This window comes from Nocardioides sp. Z35_8, assembly GCF_059621125.1.
The window spans coordinates 84,884-103,768 of the sequence record NZ_JCAQIE010000005.1; the positions used below are offsets into that span (position 1 = coordinate 84,884).

Consider the following 18,885-nt stretch of genomic DNA (forward strand, 5'->3'; position numbering starts at 1 on the left):
GTCAGACTTTAGCGTCTGGTGGCGTGACATCCTCAGACAACGGCCGGGGCTCGACGCGGGACTTCCAGCTCCCGCTGCGTCCCTTGATCTTCCTCTCCGCGACCGCCTTCGCCACGGTGACGGCGGAGCTCATGCCGGCGAGCCTGCTGCTCGAGCTGTCTCGCGATCTGGAGGTGTCGAGGGCTCAATCAGGACTCGTGGTCGCTGCCTGGGCGCTGACCGTGGCGGCGACGAGCCTCCCGATGGTGCGAGTGACGCGCCGCATCATGCAGCAGGTGCTGGTGCCATCGATCTTGCTCGTGCTGTCGCTGGCGACGTTGGTGACAGCGTCGGCGCCGACGTTCGAGGTCGCTGTCGCAGGGCGAGTGGCGGCGGCGGTGGCGCACGGCCTGTTCTGGTCCTTGCTGGTGCCGATCGCGGCGGCGCTCGTGCCACCCGAGAAGGCCGGTCGGGCCATCTCGGTCGTCCTGGCCGGACCGTCGGTGGCAGGCATCGTCGGCATTCCGCTCGGTGCGGCGGTTGGATCGGCCCTCGGTTGGCGCGTGTCCTTCGGCGCCCTGGCGCTGCTTCTCCTGGCTGCGGCGGGTGTGGCCGCACTGCTTCGCCTTCCTGACGCCACTCGCCCCGGCCAGGACCGAGCTCCGCAGGCGTCCGGGTACAGGAGTGTCGTGCTGCTCTCGTCGGCAGGAGGGCTGATCCTCACGGGGCACTTCGCGCTGTACACGTTCGTCTCGCCTCTGTTGGAGGACCTCGGGCACTTCGGCTCACGTTCGAGGGCAGCACTTCTGCTCGTGTTCGGGGCGGCCGGGGTCGTGGGCACGCTGCTCGCCGGGTCGATCTCCGATCGCCACCCCACGCACGCCTTCACCTGGGTCGCGGTCGCGTTCGCGCTGAGCGCCTTCTCCCTCCGGCTCGTCGCCCAGAGCACCCCGGCCGCCGTCGCGGCCATCACGGCGTGGGGCCTCCTGATGGGTCTGCTCCCTCCGGTGTTCCAGACCCGATTGCTTCGCTCGGCGCCACCGGGCCGGGAAACGACGGTCAGTGCGCTCGGCATCACCGTGCTGAACCTGGGCATCGCCGCCGGTGCGGGCATGGGCGGCGTCACCGTCGCGGTCGCCGGACCGGGCGCCTTGCCGTACGCCGCGGCGGCCGTCATCGGGGCAACGGCGGCCGGCCTGATCGTCTCGGCGGCGCCCATGCGCGAGGCCCCGGCCCGCCGTTGAGCCCGGTGGCGGCCCATCAACTTGTTGTCACGTCGACCTCAGCGGTCAGCGGTCTGGTGACTGTCGGCGGGGTAGGGGATCAACCGGAGACGACCTGGTCCCATCTGGTGCTCCGAAACACGGAGAGTGACATAATGTCAGTTATCGGCGAACAAGGTACGGGCGCAAGAACAGACGCGAGTACTCCCGTAGAGACCGTCGTCAGCCGGCGAGTCCGAGGTAGCGCAGGTCGACCGTGTACGACGCCACGTCGAAGGAGTCGCTCCCGGACGTGCTGAACGACCACAGCGCCGACGGCGGCATCCGCGGCGTGCCGTACACCGGGTCGGCCGACGCACCGTTTCCACCCCACGGCTCGCGGACCCAGCCGGTGGAGCCGCCCGTCGCCGACGTCACGGTGACGCGAGAGGACGTGGCGTAGCTGAACGCCGAGAGGGTGCCGGGGTCCGCCTCGCCGGCGTGCGTCGGCGCACCGGTGAAGGCGATGCGCAGCGCCGCGACCCCCCGGACCGCCTGGGGCACGCCGAACCAGCTGTCCGTCTCGGCGCCGGGGCTCCCGTAGAACGGCGTGCTGCACGCGGCGACACCCTGGTGGCTGAGGCCGCCGGGGAACAGCGCACTGGGCACGACCGGCCCGCAGGGCTCATAGTCACCGCACCCGTTCGAGGCGGACCACGTGCCGCAGGTCGAGCCGTGGGTCACGTCCTGCGGGACCACCTGACGCGTCTGCTCGATCCAGACCAGTCGCTCCCCAGAGAGCCGCACCGTGACCCGCGGCGCGGAGCCCTGATTGCCCACGCGGTCCGTTCCCCGTACGTCGACGCGGTAGGCGCCCGGTGGGAGCGGACGCCCGGTCCTGCCGTCGCGGCCATCCCAGCGGACCCTCGGGAAGCCGGCGGTGCGAGGCAGCGTCGCGCGCAGAACCACCTCACCGCTCGGTGCCGTCACGACGAGCCGACCACGCCGCAGCCGAGGCTCGACCCGCGGATGGAAGACGAGCGCGTCGCGGACCGCCGTACTGCGGGGGTAGAGCACGGCCTGCGCCGCCGGGCCCTCGTCCAGACCGCCGAGGGACACCTTCGTGGGGCCCGCGCTGTACACCCGGTCGATCTCCACGGGCTCCGGCTCGCTGGCCCCGCCCGGGCCACGGACCACGACCCAGTACATCCCGCCGGGCAGACGACGCCCGCCCGTGCCGCGTCCGTCCCAGGTCCACACGTGTGACCCCTTCCCGACGGTGCCGAGGCGGCGGCGCAGGAGAGCGCGCTCTCGATCGTCCTGGACCAGGATGGTCACCGGCCCGGCTGTCGCGACGTCGTACCGAACGCGGGCCACGTCGCTGTCGCCGTCTCCGTTCGGGGAGAACGGAGCGATGGCCTTCACGTCGGGGGCGGACACCCGCGTTCCCGTGCCCTGGGCGGGCACGGCGAGAGCGGCGGCCAGCACGGCGCCGAGAGCAGTGAGAGCGGCAAGGACCGTCCAGGGAACCGGACGCTTCATGACTCGGATGCTACCCAGAGCCAGACGATCCCAACCGTTCCTGACCGGCGTGCGCTGGTGGTCCTTCCAGCGGCCGGAGACCCGTGCCCTCATATGACATCATTGTTGTCATGACCCGATCCGAGCTCGTGTACGACGTGCTCCGTCACGTGCGACCGCTGGTCCTCAGCTCCGGGCGGGTCGTGGAGAGGCGGGTGCGGAGGGAGGGCTGGACGCTGGGCATGCGTGCCGTGGTGGAGGTGCTCGCCGAGCGGGGCGATGCCACTGTGCCCACCATCGGGCGGCTCCTGGACCTGCCGCGGCAGGCCGTGCAGCGACATGTGAACGATCTCGTCGAGCGTGGGCATGTGGAGACGCACCCCAACCCGACCCATCGACGGTCCGTGCTGGTGAGGCTCACCGGCGACGGAGCCGGCGCGTTCGAGCGGGTGCGCGCCGCCGAGATGCTCGAGCTCGCCGGTCTTGCGGACGAGTGCAGCAGCTCGGAGCTGCTGATCGCCTCTCGGGTGCTGGCGGCCCTCCTCCGTGACGTCCGGGCGAAGGCCGCCGCGGCATGACACGCGATGACGCCTGGATCTTCGCGGCGACCAGTGAGAATCGCGTGCGCCTCGCCGATCTGCTCGACGCCCTCCCCCGCTCCCGGTGGTCGGCCGACACGTTGTGCGACGGGTGGTCGGTGCACGTGGTGGGAGCGCACCTGCTCCAGCACGCCTACGTGACGTTCCCCCGGTTCGTGCTCGCCGCGCTTCGCCGGCGCGGGGACACCGATGCGACGGTCGACCACTTCGCCAGGCAGCTGGGGCGACGGCTCGGACCGTCCGAGATCGTGGGCCTGCTGCGTCAGCATGCCTCCGACCGGGTGGCGCCGCCGCGCGTCGGCCCGTGGGGCCAGCTCGCGGAGACCTGCGTCCACCTGCGCGACATCGCCCGACCGCTGGGCCTGGACGCCGACGTCCCGGGCGACCACTGGGCGGCCCTGCTCGACTACTACACCTCCCCCGCGGTGGCTCCGGCCCTCGTGCCACCGGGCCTGCTCGACGGACTGAGCCTCGTGCCGACCGATCTCGGGGGATCGTTCGGCGACGGTCTCCCGGTCCATGGCCGCGCCGAGGCACTGACGATGGCGGCGTCGGGTCGAGCGGTGGCGCTGGACGACCTCTCCGGGGACGGCCTCGAGGTGCTCCGGCGCCGACTCGCGCCTGGCTGAGCCGCCGATCAGCCGGTGGCCGCGTCGAGGCTGTCTCGGCGCCGGTCCCGCACCACGCGTACGACCATCGTCGACGCGACGACGAGCAGGAGCCCCGACGAGATCGCCACCGGGAGAGCCACCCCGGCCCGCAACGTGAAGGCGCCGACCACGGCGCCACCGAACATCGTGCCCACCGCCCCGGCCCTGCGCAGGGTCGTGGCGCGTCCCGCGGTGCCGCCGGTCCACGCCGCCTCGGCGAACAACCCCGCGAGCGTCGACGTCACCACCACGGTCGACACGTCGCCCACCGCGACGCGACGGGCCGCGACGGCCTGGGCGCCCATCGCGGCCCCGAGGGCGCCGGCGAGCAGGTCGAAGACGGTCGCGCCGGGGTCGACCAGATGGAGCACGAGTGCGGAGCCACCGACCGTGAGCGCGCAGGCCATCAGCAGGCTCGCGGCCACCACGTCGGCGTTGGGGCGGGCGTGGTGCCCGCGCTGCACGGTTCCGGCCAGGATGGCGCCCATCGCGAAGCCCACGAGCGCGACGGCGGCGCGGAGCAGCGGCACGTCCTCGGCGTCGGCGAGCCCGAGGCCGACGAAGATCACGTTGCCGGTCATGTTGGCGGTGAAGACCTGGTCGAGCCCGAGGTAGGTGGCGGCGTCCAGCACGCCGGTGCCGAACGAGAGCACCAGCATCGCCGCCGTGGAGAGGCCGTCCGGGCCGGACGGACCGGCTGCCCCACTCATCGCGTGTGCCGTCGCAGGTAGCCGTCGAGGGAGTTGTGCACGTGCTGCCGCATCAGCCCGGCCGCCTTGCGCGGGTGCCCGGCGAGGACGGCCTCCGCGATCTCGTCGTGCTCCTGCCACGAGTGCTCGCCACGCGCGGCGACGTCCATCCCGTAGAGCCACTCGACCTTGCCGCCGATCTGGCGCAGCAGCCCGAGCAGCGAGGCGTTGCCGGCGAACTCGGCGATCGCCAGGTGGAACCGGGTGTTGAGCGGCGGCAGGTCGGTGCGGCCGGGCGCCTCCAGGCCGCTGCGGCCGGCGGCCACCAGCTCGCGCAGCAGGTCGGCGAACCGGCGCACCTCGTCGTCGTCACGGTGGGTACGACAGCGCTCCGCGGCCCGTCGCGCCGTCAGCTCCTCGATGGTGCTGCGCACGGCGAAGATGTCGGCCGCCTCGTCGCTGTCGAGGTGCGCCACCCGCACGCCGGCGTAGGCGACGCTGGTGACGAAGCCCTCCGCCTCGAGGTGGCGCAGCGCCTCGCGCACCGGCACCCGCGAGACGTCGTACGCCTCGCACAGCTCCGACTCGGTCAGTCGGGTCCCCGCCGGGTGGGTGCCCGCGACGATGTCGGCGCGCAGCGCGCGGAGCACCTGGTCGGCGCGCCTGCTCACCCGTGCCTCACGAGAACACCCCGGCTCCCGGGATCGCGGCCAGCAGCTCGCGGGTGTAGTCGGAGGAGGGCCGCTCGAAGACGTCGTCGACGGCGCCCGTCTCGACGAGCCGGCCCTGCTGCATCACCACCACGTCCTGCGCGACCAGCCGCACCACGGCGAGGTCGTGGGTGATGAAGAGGTAGGAGAGCCCGAGGTCGCGCTGCAGGTCGGCGAGGAGCGTGAGGATCTGGTCCTGCACCAGCACGTCGAGCGCCGACACCGCCTCGTCGCACACCACCAGCCGGGGGTTGAGCGCGAGCGCGCGGGCGATCGCCACGCGCTGCCGCTGGCCGCCGGAGAGCTCGTTGGGGTGGCGCTGGGCCACCGAGTGCGGCAGCGCGACGTGGTCGAGCAGGTCGGCCACCCGGGCCCGCCGCGTACGCCGGTCGCCCACCCCGAAGACCCGCAGCGGCTCGTCGACGATGTGCTCGACGGTGAACATCGGGTCGAGGGAGGCGTACGGGTCCTGGAAGACCGGCTGCATCGCGCGCCGGATCGCCCGCCGCTTCGCTCCCCTGGCCGCGGCCACGTGGCCGCCGTCGACCCGCACCTCGCCCGCGGTCGGCGTGACCAGCCCGAGCACCATCCGGGCCACGGTGGTCTTGCCCGACCCCGACTCCCCCACGACCGCCGTCGTGGTGCCTGCGGGCACCTCGAACGACACGTCGTCGACGGCGGTGAGCCGGCCGCGCCCGCCGCGCAGGTGGTACTCCTTCGTCAGGTGCTCGACGGCGAGGATCGGCCCGGTCCCCTGCTCGGACGACCCGTCCCGAGGTTCGGTCCGGACGCCGACGGGCGCCCCGGCCGCGACGCGGGCGCTGGCGACCGACGGCGCCGCGGCCACGAGGCGCTGCGTGTACTCGTGCTGCGGGTGGCGCAGCAGCTCGCGTGCCGGTCCCTGCTCGACGATGCGGCCCTCCGACATCACCACGACCCGGTCGGCGCGGTCGGCGGCCAGCCCGAGGTCGTGGGTGACGAGCAGCATGGACGCGCCGCGCTCGGCCCGCAGCGTCTCCAGGTGGTCGAGGATCGTGCGCTGCACCGTCACGTCGAGGGCCGACGTGGGCTCGTCGGCGATCAGCAGGTCGGGCTCGCACGCCAGCGCGATGGCGATGAGCACCCGCTGCCGCATCCCGCCGGAGAACTCGTGCGGGTACTGGCGGCTGCGCCGCTCGGCGTCCGGGATGCCCGCCTCGCCGAGCAGCTCCACCGCGCGACGGCGGGCCTCTCGTCGCGAGGCGAGCCGGTGGGCGACCAGCGTCTCGGCGACCTGCTGGCCCACCCGGGTGGCCGGGTTGAGGTTGGACATCGGGTCCTGCGGCACCAGCCCGACCTGTCGTCCGCGGAGGCGGCGCAGCCGTCGTTCGTCGGCGTGGGTGACGTCCTCGCCGCGGAACTCGATGCGGCCGCGGGTCACGGTGCCGCCGCCGGGGAGCAGGCCGATCACGGCCGCCGCCGTCGTGGACTTGCCCGACCCCGACTCCCCGACCAGGGCCACCCGCTCCCCCTCGGCGACGGTGAGGTCGACGCCGTGCAGCGCTGGGGTGCCGTAGTAGCTCACCTCGAGGTCGGTGATCCGCAGCAGCGGCGCCGCCTCGGGCACGGCCTCCTGCGCTGTCCCTTGCGTGGTGACGGGCGTGGTCTCAGCGTCCGACGGCATAGCCCTGCTCCCCTCTCGGGTTGGCGGCGGCCTCCAGGAGGCCGGTGGCCGGGTCGCGCGCGACGGCGGAGAGCCGGCCGAGCGACCAGTCGCCGGCGCGGGTGACCACGTGTCCGCGCCGCTCGAGGTCGGCGATGACCTCTTCGCCGAGGCGGTCCTCCACGACCGCGCCGCCCGGGGTCCAGGTGCGCGGCCAGAACGAGCCGGACATCGAGGTGGTGTGGAGCGCGGGGGCGTCGATCGCCTGCTGCGGCGAGTAGCCACCGCGCAGCACCCGCAGCAGGTAGAGCAGCTGCCACTGGTCCTGCTGGTCGCCGCCGGGGGTGCCGAGCGCGCACCACGGCCGGCCGTCGCGCAGCACGAGCGTGGGGCTCAGGGTCGTGCGCGGGAGCCGGCCCGGGCGCAGCGCCGACGGTGCCCGCTCGTCGAGCCAGGTCATCTGCAGCCGGGTGCCGAGGCAGAACCCCAGCTCCGGGATCGTGGGCGAGGACTGCAGCCAGCCGCCGGAGGGCGTCGCGGAGACGAGGTTGCCCCACCGGTCGACGACGTCGAGGTGGCAGGTGTCACCGCGTCGTACGTCCCCGACCGCGCCGACGGTCGGCTCCCCCACGGCGGCGTCGGCGGAGTCGTCGGGCGCCTCGGTGAGCAGGGGCGGCAGGTAGACCGGCGTGGAGCCCACGTCGCCCGGCCGGTAGTCGTGGGAGGCCGCCTCGCCGATGAGCGCGCGGCGCTCGGCCGCGTAGGCGGGCGAGAGCAGCACGTCGAGGGGCACGCCGGGGCCGTCCGCGGGGTCGCCGTAGTGGGCGTCGCGGTCGGCCAGCGCGAGCTTGAGCGCCTCCAGCACCCGGTGGGCGCCGGCGCCGGTGGACGGGTCGACCTCGTCGTCGGCGAAGCCGGCCAGGATCGCGAGCGCCTGCAGCAGGACCGGGCCCTGGCCCCAGGCGCCGGTCTTGCAGACCGTGACGCCGTGGACGTCGAGGGTCGCCGGCTCCTCGTAGCCGGCGCGCCAGCCGGCCATGTCGGCGCGGGTGAGCACACCTTCGTGGTCGGCGCCGTCGCTGTGGCGGTGCGGGGTCGCGACGAACCCCTCGACCGCCTCGGCCACGAACCCGCTCCCCCATGCATCACGGGCCGCCTCGATGCGGCCCGCGCGGTCGCGCGCGCCCGCGCCCGCACCGACCAGGCGGCGCAGGGTGGCGGCGTACGTGGTCAGCCGGACGACGTCGCCGGCCCCGGGCGGTCGTCCCTCCGGCAGCCAGAGGTCGGCCGAGGTGGGCCAGTGCTCGCGGAACAGCCCGGCGGTGGCGGCCACCGTCTGCGCCGCGCGAGCCGAGATCTGGTGCCCCTCCTCGGCGTACTCGATCGCCGGCGCGAGGACGTCGGCGAGCTCCCAGGTGCCGTGGTCGCGCAGGAGCAGCAGCCACGCGTCGACGGCGCCCGGCACCGCCGCGGCCAACGCACCCGTGCCGGGCACGAGGTCGAGGCCCTCGGCCCGGTAGTGCTCGATGCTCGCGCCGGCCGGGGCCGGACCCTGGCCCACCAGCACCCGCGGCCTGGGGTCGTCAGCGGTGGCGAACAGGCCGGTCATGTCGCCGCCGGGGCCGTTGAGGTGCGGCTCGACCACGTGGAGCACGAAGCCGCCCGCCACCGCCGCGTCGAAGGCGTTGCCGCCGCGCTCGAGCACGGACTGCGCGACCGCGCTCGCGACCCAGTGGGTGGAGGCACACATGCCGAACCTGCCCCGCAGCGTGGGCCTCGTGGTGTGCTCGGGGGGCGCCACGAAGGCGCCGGGGTCGGCCGTCATCAGCGCCTCCGGGTGGTGGGGTCGAGGGCGTCGCGCAGGGCGTCGCCGAACAGGTTGAAGCCCAGGCAGATCACGGCGATCGTGAGGCCCGGGAAGATCGCCGCGGCCGGCGCGCGGAAGATGTACTGCTGCGCGTCGGAGAGCATGATGCCCAGGCTCGGGGTGGGCGGCTGGATGCCGAGGCCCAGGAACGACAGCAACGCCTCGCCGATCACGGCGACCGGCATGATGACGGTGGCCTGCACGATCAACGCCGACGCCGCGTTGGGCAGCACGTGCTGCCACAGGATCCGGGCACCGGAGGCGTCGAGGGCGCGGGCCGCGAGCACGAACTCGCGCTCCTTCACGCGCAGCGTCTCCGCCCGCACCACCCGCACCATGGTGGGCACCTGGGCGATGCCCAGCGCGATCGCGGCGTTGTAGACGCTGGGTCCGTTGATGGCGGCGAGCCCGACGGCGACGATGAGGAACGGGAAGGCCAGCGTGAGGTCGGTGAACCGCGAGACCACCACGTCGGCCCAGCGCACGTAGCCGGCCAGCAGCCCGAGCGGGGTGCCGACCACCACCGCGAGGAGCACGCTGAGCGCGCCCACCAGCAGGGAGACCCGGGTGCCGTAGACGATGCGCGAGAGGATGTCGCGGCCGAGGTCGTCGGTGCCGAACAGGAAGCCGTCGGTGAAGGCGCGCTGGAACGGGAGGTCGAAGTGCACCTCCTCCGGCGGGTAGGGCGCGATCAGGGGCGCCAGCACCGCGGTCAGCACGACCAGAAGGAGCAGCGCCCCGCCCACCACGCCGAGCGGGTTGCGCGCCAGCTGGCGCAGCACCTGGCCGCGCTGCTGACCGAGGTCGATGTCGTCGACGGTGACGACGGGTGTGGCCTCGCTCATCGGGCCCCTCCTGCCACGCGGATGCGGGGATCGATGACCGAGTAGAGGACGTCGATGGCCAGGTTGATGACGATGTAGGCGAACGTGGTGACCAGGACGACCGCCTGGATCACCGGGTAGTCGCGGGTGAAGACGCTGTCGAGGGTGAGCTTGCCGAAGCCCGGCAGACCGAAGATCCGCTCGGTCACCACGGCTCCGGACACCAACCCGCCGAGCTGCAGGCCGATGATGGTGACGACCACGATGAGCGAGTTGCGCAGGGCGAACCGGGTCAGCACGCTGCGCCCGGGCATCCCCTTGGCGCGTGCGGTGCGTACGTAGTCGGCGGAGAGCGTGTCGAGCATCGACGAGCGGGTCTGGCGCATGATGACGGCGGCCAGCGCGGTGCCGAGCACGAGCGCCGGCAGCGTCAGGTAGTAGAGACCCCGCAGCGGCTCCTCGCTCACCGGCACGTAGCCGGACGCCGGGAACCAGCGCAGCCCCACCGCCAGGTAGAGGATCGCCAGGATGCCCAGCCAGAAGCTCGGCACCGACAGGCCGACCAGCGTGAAGCTGTTGGCGAGCCACTCCGGCCAGCGGCCCCGGTGCACCGCGGCCGCGACCCCGGCACCGACCCCCACCACCACGGCGACCACCACGGCGTAGAGGCTGAGCCACAGCGTGACCGGCAGCGTCGTGCCGAGGAGGTCGGTGACCGGGATGCCCGTGGCGATCGAGGTGCCGAGGTCGCCCTGCAGCAGGTTCTTCACGAACGTGCCGTACTGCACGAGCAGCGAGTCGTCGAGGCCGAGCTCGGCGCGCACCGCCGCCAGCGTGGCCGGGTCGGCCTCCTCCCCCGCGGCGGCCAGGGCGGGATCCCCCGGCAGCGCCCGTACGCCCCAGAACACCACGAGGGAGGCGAGGAACATGGTGACTACCGCCTGTGCCAGGCGCCCGAGCAGGTAGCGCACCATCACGAGCCCCCGTCCGTCACGAAGCCCGCCCGGCTCAGCCGTACGACCCCGTCGCCGTACGTGCTGACGCCGGCGACGTCCTCGGAGTAGCCGGTGAGGTTGCGCTGGCGGTAGAGGTAGACGATCGGGTCGACCTCGTGCACGAGGGTGACCACCTGCCCGTAGAGGTCGGCGCGCCGGTCGGTGTCGACCTCCCCGGCCGCCCGCTCGAGGAGCGCATCGACGCGCTCGTCGCTGAATCCGGAGTAGTTGTTGGCCTGGCCGGTGGAGAGGAAGGAGAACATGTTGCCGTGCGGGTCGATGCGACCCGACCAGCCGAGCTGCAGGATCTCGAAGTCGCCGCCGGTCTGGTCGTCGAGCAGCGTCGTGTACTCGACCGGCTCGAGCTCGATGTCGAACCCGCCGGCCGAGACGCTGCCCTGGATCGCCTGCGCCAGTCGGAGCGTGTCGGGGGTGTTGGAGACCTTCATGGTGAGCTCGACCGGGGTGTCGACGCCGGCCTCGTCGAGCAGGTCGCGGGCCCGCTCGGGGTCGAAGGGCGGGCACTCGTTGCTGGCCTCGGTGGCATAGACCGTGTCTGGCGAGATCGGCGAGCAGGCCGGCTCGAACCAGTTGTCGAACACCGAGTTGACCAGGGCCTCCCGGTCGAGCGAGAGCTCGAACGCCGCGCGCACCCGGGGATCGCTGGCGACCGGGGTGTCGATCGTGCCCGGGGGCGTGCCGACGCCGTCGGTGTTGCCGAGGTTGAACGTGATGCCCTGGTAGCCCAGCGAGCCGGTCTGCAGCAGCCCGATGCCCGGCTCGCGCTCGAGGGTCTCGATCGTGGTCGGCGAGACGGTGTCGATCACGTGCACGTCGCCGGACTGCAGGTTGGCGGCGCGGATGTTGGCGTCGGTCATGATGCGGTAGGTGATCGTGTCGAGGTGCACCTCGTCGGCTGCGTAGTACTCCGGGTCGCGCTCCACCACGATCGACGTCGCCGGCACCCGCTCGACGAACCGGAACGGACCCACGCACACCGGCGAGGTGCCGAAGTCGTCACCGAGGTCGTCGAGGGCGCGCGGGCTCAAGATCATGCCCGCTCGGTCGGCGAGCGACGCGGTGACGGGCGCGAACGGCGTCGCGTACCTCAGCTCGACGGTGCTGTCGTCGACGGCGACGACGCTCTCGACCGGTCCCATCTCGGCCGCGCGCGCCGAGTCCTCCTTCTCGAGGTGGCGCTCGAGGGTGCGCTGCACCGCCTCGGCGTCGAACGGCGTCCCGTCGGCGAAGGTGACGCCCTGCCGCAGCGGGATCCGCACGGTGCGGCCGCCGTCGTCGAGCTCGGGGAGGTCGGTGGCGAGCTGGGGCACGATGCGGCCGTCGGCGTCGATGTCGTAGAGCTTCTCGCAGATCGAGCTCATCACGTAGCGCGTGTAGAGCGACGAGGACGTGGTCGGGTCGAGCACGTCGGGATCGGCCGAGAGGCCCATCACCAGGTCGCCGCCGTCGGCCAGCGACACGCCCTCGGCCGGGACGCTCGACACGTCCTTGCGCTCGGGCGTCTCGCCGCGCGGCTGCACCGCGTAGCACGCGGACAGCAGCACCGCGACGACGACGGCCAGGACGAGCGCGGCCCAGGGCCGGCGCAGGAGCGGTCCGGGGCGGGTGGCCCGTCGCGGAGAGGGGGGTGGACGGTGGTGCGGCATCCGAGTCTGCCTGGACGTCACGGTGAGTCTCCCGAGAGGGTGTGGTCACGCGGACTGGCGTATACGGTTTTGTATACGATCCTTGTTCTAACACCGGCCCCGGGGGCTGGTCAACGGATGCCGGGCTCGCGTGCGGGCGTCAGGCGGACCTGCCGTACTTCTTGTGCATCGCCTGCTTGCTCACGCCCAGCAGCGTGCCGATCTCGGCCCAGGTGAACCCCTGGACGCGAGCGCGCCGCACCGCGACGGCCTCGGCGGCGGCCAGCTCGTGCTTGGCGCGGGCGATGCGCACCAGCTCGTCGAGCGGACCGCGCTCCCCCGGCTCTTCGGCGTCGATGGCCGTCCTCATCCGTCAACTGTTGTTGACCTGCGCCGAGATGTCAACCCCCGTTGACGGATTCCGGCTGGGCCCGCGTCAGGTGCAGGAGCCACTGCGTGCCGCCGGTGTGGATGAGCGCATAGCGGCGGACGCCCTCGCGCCCGTGCAGGGAGAACACGATCCGGCGGCCGTCGCGGTCGTGCTCCTCCCACGTGCCGGTGTCGGCGACGGACTTGTGCTCGTCCTCGTAGGCGAGGTGGTCCAGGTCGTGGTCGTCCACCGCGATGGCGAGCCGGTCGCGCCGACTGTCGTCCGGGAGCCCCTTGGGCACCGCCCAGCTGCGCAGCACGCCCTCCTCCTCGAGTCGCAGGTCGAAGTGCGGGCTCGGGCGCCGGTGGTCGTGCAGCACGAACCTCACCGGCTCACCCCAGGCGCCGGACCTGGTAGGTCCCGACGGTCGTCGCCACGACCTCCCCGACGGCGTCGGTGAGCGTTGCCTCCAGCACGAACTCGCCCCGGCCGGACGCCAGCGCGTCGGCCCGCACCCGCGCCGCCTCCTCCTGCGACAGCGACGCCGTGGCACGCACGACGCCCATCGCCGGGCGACGGAAGCGGATCGTCGACTCCTTGACGAGCGGCACGAAGCCGGCGAGCTCGCCCTCGAGGTCGAAGGTCGCCAGGCTGAGCAGACCGCCCAGCATCTCGGCGACGCTGAACAGCGACCCGGCGTAGGTCACGCCGAAGTGGTTGACGTTGGGCTCGGGCGGCAGCTCGGCCACCGCGTGCCCCGCGCGGACCTCGACGACACGGATCCCCATGGCGTCCAGGATCGGGACCGAGCCGATGCGCTGGACTGCCTCCACTCTCAACGTATAGGCCATCGGGGGCCTTGCCGCAAGACCCCGGTCGGCCCCCACACTGCACGGCGTGATGCCGCCCGGACGCCCCCACGCCACCGCCCACGCCGCCGCCCACGACACGTTCCCCTTCGCCCTCCCCGAGGCCCTCGTCGCCAAGGCCGACCCCGCGCTCATCGACCACGACCGCACGCACCTCGCCCGCATCGCCGACGCGCTCGAGCAGGCGATCGCCGACCTCGAGGGCAGGCTCGCCGAGGCCCGGTCGGCCCCGGCGCGCGGCGGCACCGCCGCCCTCGAGCGCGACCAGGAGGTGCACCGCCTGTCGTCGCGCCTGCGTGCGCTGCGCCGCTACGACCTCGACCTCTGCCTGGGCCGCATCGTGCACGAGGGTCGCGACGAGCCGACGTACGTCGGGCGCCTCGGGCTCGCGGACGCCGACGGGCAGCGGCTGCTCGTCGACTGGCGCTCCCCGGCGGCCGAGCCCTTCTTCGCCGCCACCCACGCACACCCGCGGGGCCTGGAGAGCCGGCGCCGCTACCGCTGGTCGGGCGGGTGGATCGTCGACTACTGGGACGAGGCCTTCACCGAGGACGCCCTACGCCACGGCGCCGCGCTAGACGACCAGTCGGCCTTCGTCGCGACGCTGGGCGGCAGTCGTACGCCCCGCATGCGCGACGTCCTCGCCACGATCCAGGCCGACCAGGACGCCATCATCCGGGCCGGCTCACGTGGCGCGCTGGTCGTCGACGGCGGTCCTGGCACGGGCAAGACCGTCGTCGCGCTGCACCGCACGGCCTACCTCCTCCACGCCGACCCGCGGCTGGGCCACCGGCGCGGGGGCGTGCTCTTCGTCGGCCCGCACCAGCCCTACCTCGTCTACGTCGGCGACGTGCTGCCGAGCCTGGGTGAGGAGGGCGTGCAGACGTGCACGATCGGTGACCTCGTGCCCGAGGCGACGTCTGGCCCGGAGCCCGACCCCCGTGTCGCCGCCCTCAAGGGCGACCGGCGCATGGTCGAGGCGATCCAGCCCGCGGTCGCGCTGTACGAGGAGCCGCCGGCGGAGTCCTACCTGGTCGAGACCCCGTGGGGGGACGTCCGGATCACCGCCGCCGAGTGGGCGGAGGCGTTCGCCTCCTCCGATCCCGGCACGCCCCACAACCTGGCCCGCGACGAGGTGTGGGACGAGCTGCTGACGGTCCTGGTGGACAAGGCGGCCGACGATCTCGACGACCTCTCCCCCGACGACCTGCGCCGCGTCCTCGACCGCCATGCCGGGCTGCGCGACACGTTCGACCGGGCCTGGCCGCTCATCGAGCACACCGACCTCGTCGGCGACCTGTGGACGGTGCCGGCCTACCTGCGCCACTGCGCGCCGTGGCTGGCTCCCGACGAGGTGCGGGCGCTGCGACGCGACGACCCCGAGGCCTGGACCGACGCCGACCTCCCGCTGCTCGATGCGGCCCGGCTGCGGCTCGGCGACCCCGAGGCCTCGGGGCGACGACGTCGTACCGCAGCAGTCGAGGCGCGCGAGCGGGCGCGGATGGACGGGGTGATCGACGACCTCCGCACGACCGCCCGCGAGTCCGGTGCCGACGACTACGGCGAGGGGCTGGTGTCGATGCTCGTGCACGACGACCTCCAGAGCGCGCTGGTCGACGACGCGGCCCTGCCCGACGCCGACGTGGACCGCCTGGCCGGTCCGTTCGCCCACATCGTGGTCGACGAGGCGCAGGAGCTCAGCGACGCCGAGTGGGCGATGCTGCTGCGGCGCTGCCCCTCGCGCAGCCTCACGATCGTCGGCGACCGTGCGCAGGCGCGCCACGGCTTCGGCGAGTCGTGGGCCGAGCGCCTGGCGCGGGTCGGTCTGCCCGAGGTCACCGTGGCTCCGCTGACGGTCAACTACCGCACTCCCGCCGAGGTGATGGCCGAGGCGGAGCCGGTCATCCGGGCCGCGCTCCCGGAGGCCAACGTGCCCACGTCGATCCGCGAGAGCGGGATCCCGGTCCTCCACGCGCCCGTCGAGGAGCGCGACGCCATCATCGGCGCGTGGCTCGCCGAGCACGCCGAGGGCACCGCCGTCGTGGTCGGTGATCCGACCTACGCCGACTCGGCGCGCGTCCGCTCGCTGTCGCCGCAGCTGGTCAAGGGCCTCGAGTTCGACCTGGTCGTGCTGGTCGACCCCGACCGCCTCGGCGACGGTGTCAGCGGCGCGGTGGACCGCTACGTCGCGATGACCCGTGCGACGCAGCGGCTGGTGGTGCTCACGCGGTGAGAACGCCGGGGCCCAGCCGGCCGTTGCTGGTGGGAGGGGTCGGGGCGCATGCTGGTCGGATGCGCAGCGTGCTGGTCGCCCTGGCCGTCCTCGTGACGCTGCTGGTCCCTGCGCCGGTCGTCGCTGCGGAGGAGCCACCTCGGCCGCTGCAGCGCCGGCACCTCCTGACGTTGGATGAGTACCAAGCCATCTACGGCTACCTGCTCTCCAGCCGCGTGAAGGTGCGGCGCTCCCCCGTCCTCGCACCCCACAGGTGCGTCGACCGAGCAGCAGAGGTCAGCGGCGCCAGCCGGATCCAGGGCAGCGTCTACGCCGACGAGCGGCCTCCGTCGGTGCGTGATGTCGAGCAGACCGTCGTCCGCTTCCACTCCACCCGCGAGGCGCGCGCCCTCGTGGATCGCTATCGGACCTTCAGCAGGCGCTGCGTGGGCGAGTCCGACGTCATCATCGACGGGGATCAGTGGCACATCGAGAAGCGCGCCTGGTTCCCCCGCACGCTCGGGGACGAGTCCGCCGGGATGCTCATCGTCTCCACCGGACCGTGGGAGGGCGAGTCCTACTTCGATCGCGTGCTCGCCGTGCGAGTCGGGCGCACCGTGTCGGTGCTTGACGTCCGCTACTGGTTCGCCGTCCCACCCAGGATGGAGCTGGTCGTCCTCGGTCGGCGCGCCGTCGAGCACCTGCGCTGACCCGGCCGCCGCCTCAGGCGCCCACGTAGGCGGCCAGGTGCTTGCCGGTGAGGGTGGGCTCCTCGGCCGCCACCATCTCGGCGGGTGGTCCCTCGAAGACGATCGTGCCGCCGTCGTGGCCCGCGCCGGGGCCGAGGTCGATGATCCAGTCGGCGTGGGCCATCACCGCCTGGTGGTGCTCGATGACGATGACCGACTTGCCGGAGTCGACGAGGCGGTCGAGAAGGCCGAGGAGGTTGGCCACGTCAGCGAGGTGCAGGCCGGTGGTGGGCTCGTCGAGGATGTAGACGTCGCCCTTCTCGCCCATCTGCGTGGCCAGCTTGAGGCGCTGGCGCTCCCCGCCCGACAGCGTGGTGAGCGGCTGGCCCAGCGAGAGGTAGCCCAGCCCGACGTCGACCAGCCGCTCGAGGATCTTCACGGCGGCCGGGATCCGGGCCTCCCCCTCGCTGAAGTGCGCGAGGGCATCGACCACCGACATCTCGTGCACCTCGGCGATGTCCTTGCCGCCGAGGGTGTGCTCGAGGACCTCGGCCTTGAAGCGGCGCCCCTCGCACTCCTCGCACGGCGACTCGACCGTCGCCATCGGGCCGAGCTCGGTGAAGATCACGCCCGCGCCGTTGCAGGTCGGGCACGCCCCCTCGGAGTTGGAGCTGAAGAGGGCGGGCTTGACGCCGTTCGCCTTGGCGAAGGCCTTGCGGATCGGCTCCAGCAGGCCGGTGTAGGTCGCCGGGTTGCTGCGCCGCGAGCCCTTGATCGCGCCCTGGTCGATCACGATCACCTCGTCGCGGCCGGCGAGCGAGCCGTGGACGAGCGAGCTCTTGCCCGACCCGGCGACACCGGTGACCACGGTCAGCACGCCGAGCGGGATGTCGACGTCGACGTCGCGCAGGTTGTGGGTCGAGGCGCCCCGCACCTCCATCGCGCCGGTGGCCTCGCGCACCGACTCCTTGAGCCGCGCCCGGTCGTCGAGGTGCCGGCCGGTGATCGTGTCGCTGGCGCGGAGGCCGTCGACGTCGCCCTCGAAGCAGATGGTGCCGCCCGCGGCGCCCGCGTCGGGCCCGATGTCGACGACGTGGTCGGCGATCGCGATCGTCTCCGGCTTGTGCTCGACGACCAGCACCGTGTTGCCCTTGTCGCGCAGCTGCAGCAGCAGGTTGTTCATCCGCTCGATGTCGTGGGGGTGCAGCCCGATGGTGGGCTCGTCGAAGACATAGGTGACGTCGGTCAGCGACGACCCGAGGTGCCGGATCATCTTGGTGCGCTGGGCCTCGCCGCCCGACAGCGTGCCGGCCGGGCGGTCGAGGGAGAGGTAGCCCAGCCCGATCTCGGAGAACGAGTCGAGCAGGTGCTGCAGGCCCTTGAGCAGCGGTGCCACCGACGGCTCGTCGAGCTCGCGCACCCACTCGGCGAGGTCGCTGATCTGCATCTCGCACAGGTCGGCGATCGACCTGCCCCTGATCGTGGACTTCCGGGCCTCGGGAGTGAGCCGCGTGCCCCCGCACTCCGGGCAGGTCTGGAAGGTGACCGCGCGGTCGACGAACCGCCGGATGTGCGGCTGCATCGCCTCGGGGTCCTTGGAGAGCATCGACTTCTGGATCTGCGGGATCATCCCGGTGAAGGTGAGGTTGACGCCCTCGACCTTGATCTTGGTCGGCTCCGACCACAGCATCGTCTCGAGCTGCTTCTTGGTGAACGACTTGATGGGCTTGTCCATCGGCAGCCCCATCCCCTCGAAGAGCCGGCCGTACCACCCGTCCATCGAGTAGCCGGGCACGGTGAGGGCGCCGTCGTCGAGCGACTTCTCCGCGTCGTAGAGCGCCGTCAGGTCGATGTCGTTGACCTTGCCCATGCCCTCGCAGCGCGGGCACATGCCGCCGAGGTAGACCTCCTGCTTGACGACCTGGCGCTCGGTGCGCCCGCCCTTCTCGGTGGTCATCATCCCGCTCGCCTTCCGCGTGGGGACGTTGAAGGAGTACGCGGTCGGCGGGCCGACGTAGGGGTCGCCGAGGCGGCTGTAGAGGATCCGCAGCATCGCGTTGGCGTCGGTGGCGGTGCCGACGGTCGAGCGGGGGTTGGCGCCCATCCGCTCCTGGTCGACGATGATCGCGGTGGTGAGTCCCTCGAGGTGGTCGACGTCGGGCCGGGCGAGGCTCGGCATGAAGCCCTGCACGAACGCGCTGTAGGTCTCGTTGATCATCCGCTGCGACTCCGCCGCGATGGTCGCGAAGACGAGCGAGCTCTTGCCGGAGCCGGAGACCCCGGTGAAGACGGTCAGCCGCCGCTTGGGCAGCTCGACACCGACGTTCTTGAGGTTGTTCTCCCGGGCCCCTTCGACCCTGATCAGCGCGTGGTCGTCGGCCGGGTGCGTGGTCGTCATGCTCTGCGTCTCCCCTGTCTGGT

Annotated in this window: 17 protein-coding genes; 5 read left to right on the forward strand and 12 right to left on the reverse strand. The window is 72.8% G+C overall.

Translation table 11 applies throughout. The annotated features are described in order from the left end of the window. Positions 1-23: 23 nt before the first annotated feature. Positions 24-1,223 (forward strand): MFS transporter, encoded by a 1,200-nt coding sequence (locus AC54T2_RS18950; protein WP_496666945.1) that lies wholly within the window; start codon positions 24-26, stop codon positions 1,221-1,223. Between the two features lie 201 nt (positions 1,224-1,424). On the opposite strand, the gene AC54T2_RS18955 is transcribed toward AC54T2_RS18950, so the two are convergent. Next, positions 1,425-2,723 carry a FlgD immunoglobulin-like domain containing protein gene (locus tag AC54T2_RS18955; RefSeq protein WP_496666946.1) on the reverse strand — a complete coding sequence of 433 codons (1,299 nt, stop codon included), beginning with the start codon at positions 2,721-2,723 and terminating at the stop codon, positions 1,425-1,427. Between the two features lie 110 nt (positions 2,724-2,833). Here AC54T2_RS18955 and AC54T2_RS18960 point away from each other — a divergent pair, with 110 nt between their 5' ends. After that, positions 2,834-3,280 (forward strand): MarR family winged helix-turn-helix transcriptional regulator, encoded by a 447-nt coding sequence (locus AC54T2_RS18960; RefSeq protein ID WP_496666947.1) that lies wholly within the window; start codon positions 2,834-2,836, stop codon positions 3,278-3,280. Beyond that, on the forward strand, positions 3,277-3,930 hold the full coding sequence (locus AC54T2_RS18965; RefSeq protein ID WP_186342202.1) for a maleylpyruvate isomerase family mycothiol-dependent enzyme: 654 nt from the start codon (positions 3,277-3,279) through the stop codon (positions 3,928-3,930). The genes AC54T2_RS18960 and AC54T2_RS18965 overlap by 4 nt, the downstream gene beginning before the upstream one ends. Before the next feature lie 8 nt (positions 3,931-3,938). Here AC54T2_RS18965 and AC54T2_RS18970 read toward each other — a convergent pair whose 3' ends face one another. The 10 genes from AC54T2_RS18970 to AC54T2_RS19015 all read right to left on the reverse strand — a co-directional run bounded on the left by AC54T2_RS18970 (position 3,939) and on the right by AC54T2_RS19015 (position 13,527). After that, positions 3,939-4,661, reverse strand: a complete 723-nt coding sequence (locus AC54T2_RS18970; protein WP_489976905.1) for a DUF1275 family protein — start codon at positions 4,659-4,661, stop codon at positions 3,939-3,941. Then, on the reverse strand, positions 4,658-5,311 hold the full coding sequence (locus AC54T2_RS18975; protein ID WP_186342200.1) for a GntR family transcriptional regulator: 654 nt from the start codon (positions 5,309-5,311) through the stop codon (positions 4,658-4,660). The genes AC54T2_RS18970 and AC54T2_RS18975 overlap by 4 nt, the downstream gene beginning before the upstream one ends. A gap of 7 nt (positions 5,312-5,318) precedes the next feature. Next, positions 5,319-7,013, reverse strand: a complete 1,695-nt coding sequence (locus tag AC54T2_RS18980; protein WP_496666948.1) for a dipeptide ABC transporter ATP-binding protein — start codon at positions 7,011-7,013, stop codon at positions 5,319-5,321. Then, a complete protein-coding gene (locus AC54T2_RS18985; protein ID WP_496666949.1) occupies positions 6,997-8,817 on the reverse strand; it encodes a gamma-glutamyltransferase family protein in 1,821 nt (606 codons plus the stop codon). Before AC54T2_RS18985 ends, AC54T2_RS18980 begins: the two co-directional genes overlap by 17 nt. Next, positions 8,817-9,704 (reverse strand): ABC transporter permease, encoded by an 888-nt coding sequence (locus tag AC54T2_RS18990; RefSeq protein ID WP_496666950.1) that lies wholly within the window; start codon positions 9,702-9,704, stop codon positions 8,817-8,819. The genes AC54T2_RS18985 and AC54T2_RS18990 overlap by 1 nt, the downstream gene beginning before the upstream one ends. Further along, positions 9,701-10,657, reverse strand: coding sequence for an ABC transporter permease (locus AC54T2_RS18995; RefSeq protein WP_496666951.1), 957 nt, complete (start codon positions 10,655-10,657; stop codon positions 9,701-9,703). Before AC54T2_RS18995 ends, AC54T2_RS18990 begins: the two co-directional genes overlap by 4 nt. Next, the gene (locus AC54T2_RS19000; protein WP_496666952.1) at positions 10,657-12,345 is read right to left on the reverse strand and encodes an ABC transporter substrate-binding protein; all 1,689 of its coding nucleotides are present in this window, start codon (positions 12,343-12,345) and stop codon (positions 10,657-10,659) included. The genes AC54T2_RS18995 and AC54T2_RS19000 overlap by 1 nt, the downstream gene beginning before the upstream one ends. Before the next feature lie 139 nt (positions 12,346-12,484). Then, the gene (locus AC54T2_RS19005; RefSeq protein WP_186342194.1) at positions 12,485-12,694 is read right to left on the reverse strand and encodes a sigma factor-like helix-turn-helix DNA-binding protein; all 210 of its coding nucleotides are present in this window, start codon (positions 12,692-12,694) and stop codon (positions 12,485-12,487) included. 31 nt (positions 12,695-12,725) lie between these two features. Then, positions 12,726-13,082, reverse strand: coding sequence for a DNA polymerase ligase N-terminal domain-containing protein (locus AC54T2_RS19010; protein ID WP_206054573.1), 357 nt, complete (start codon positions 13,080-13,082; stop codon positions 12,726-12,728). 4 nt (positions 13,083-13,086) lie between these two features. Further along, complete coding sequence (locus AC54T2_RS19015) at positions 13,087-13,527, reverse strand: YiiD C-terminal domain-containing protein (RefSeq protein ID WP_489976912.1); 441 nt, start codon at positions 13,525-13,527, stop codon at positions 13,087-13,089. A gap of 67 nt (positions 13,528-13,594) precedes the next feature. Between AC54T2_RS19015 and helR the strand changes: the two genes are divergently transcribed. Continuing rightward, the gene (gene helR / locus AC54T2_RS19020; RefSeq protein ID WP_496666967.1) at positions 13,595-15,796 is read left to right on the forward strand and encodes an RNA polymerase recycling motor ATPase HelR; all 2,202 of its coding nucleotides are present in this window, start codon (positions 13,595-13,597) and stop codon (positions 15,794-15,796) included. Between the two features lie 59 nt (positions 15,797-15,855). Further along, a complete protein-coding gene (locus AC54T2_RS19025) occupies positions 15,856-16,485 on the forward strand; it encodes a sensor domain-containing protein (protein ID WP_186342192.1) in 630 nt (209 codons plus the stop codon). 13 nt (positions 16,486-16,498) lie between these two features. Here the strand turns inward: AC54T2_RS19025 and AC54T2_RS19030 are convergent, their stop codons facing one another. After that, positions 16,499-18,862: an ATP-binding cassette domain-containing protein gene (locus AC54T2_RS19030; RefSeq protein ID WP_496666953.1), complete on the reverse strand. Its 2,364-nt coding sequence runs from the start codon at positions 18,860-18,862 to the stop codon at positions 16,499-16,501. Positions 18,863-18,885: the final 23 nt, after the last annotated feature.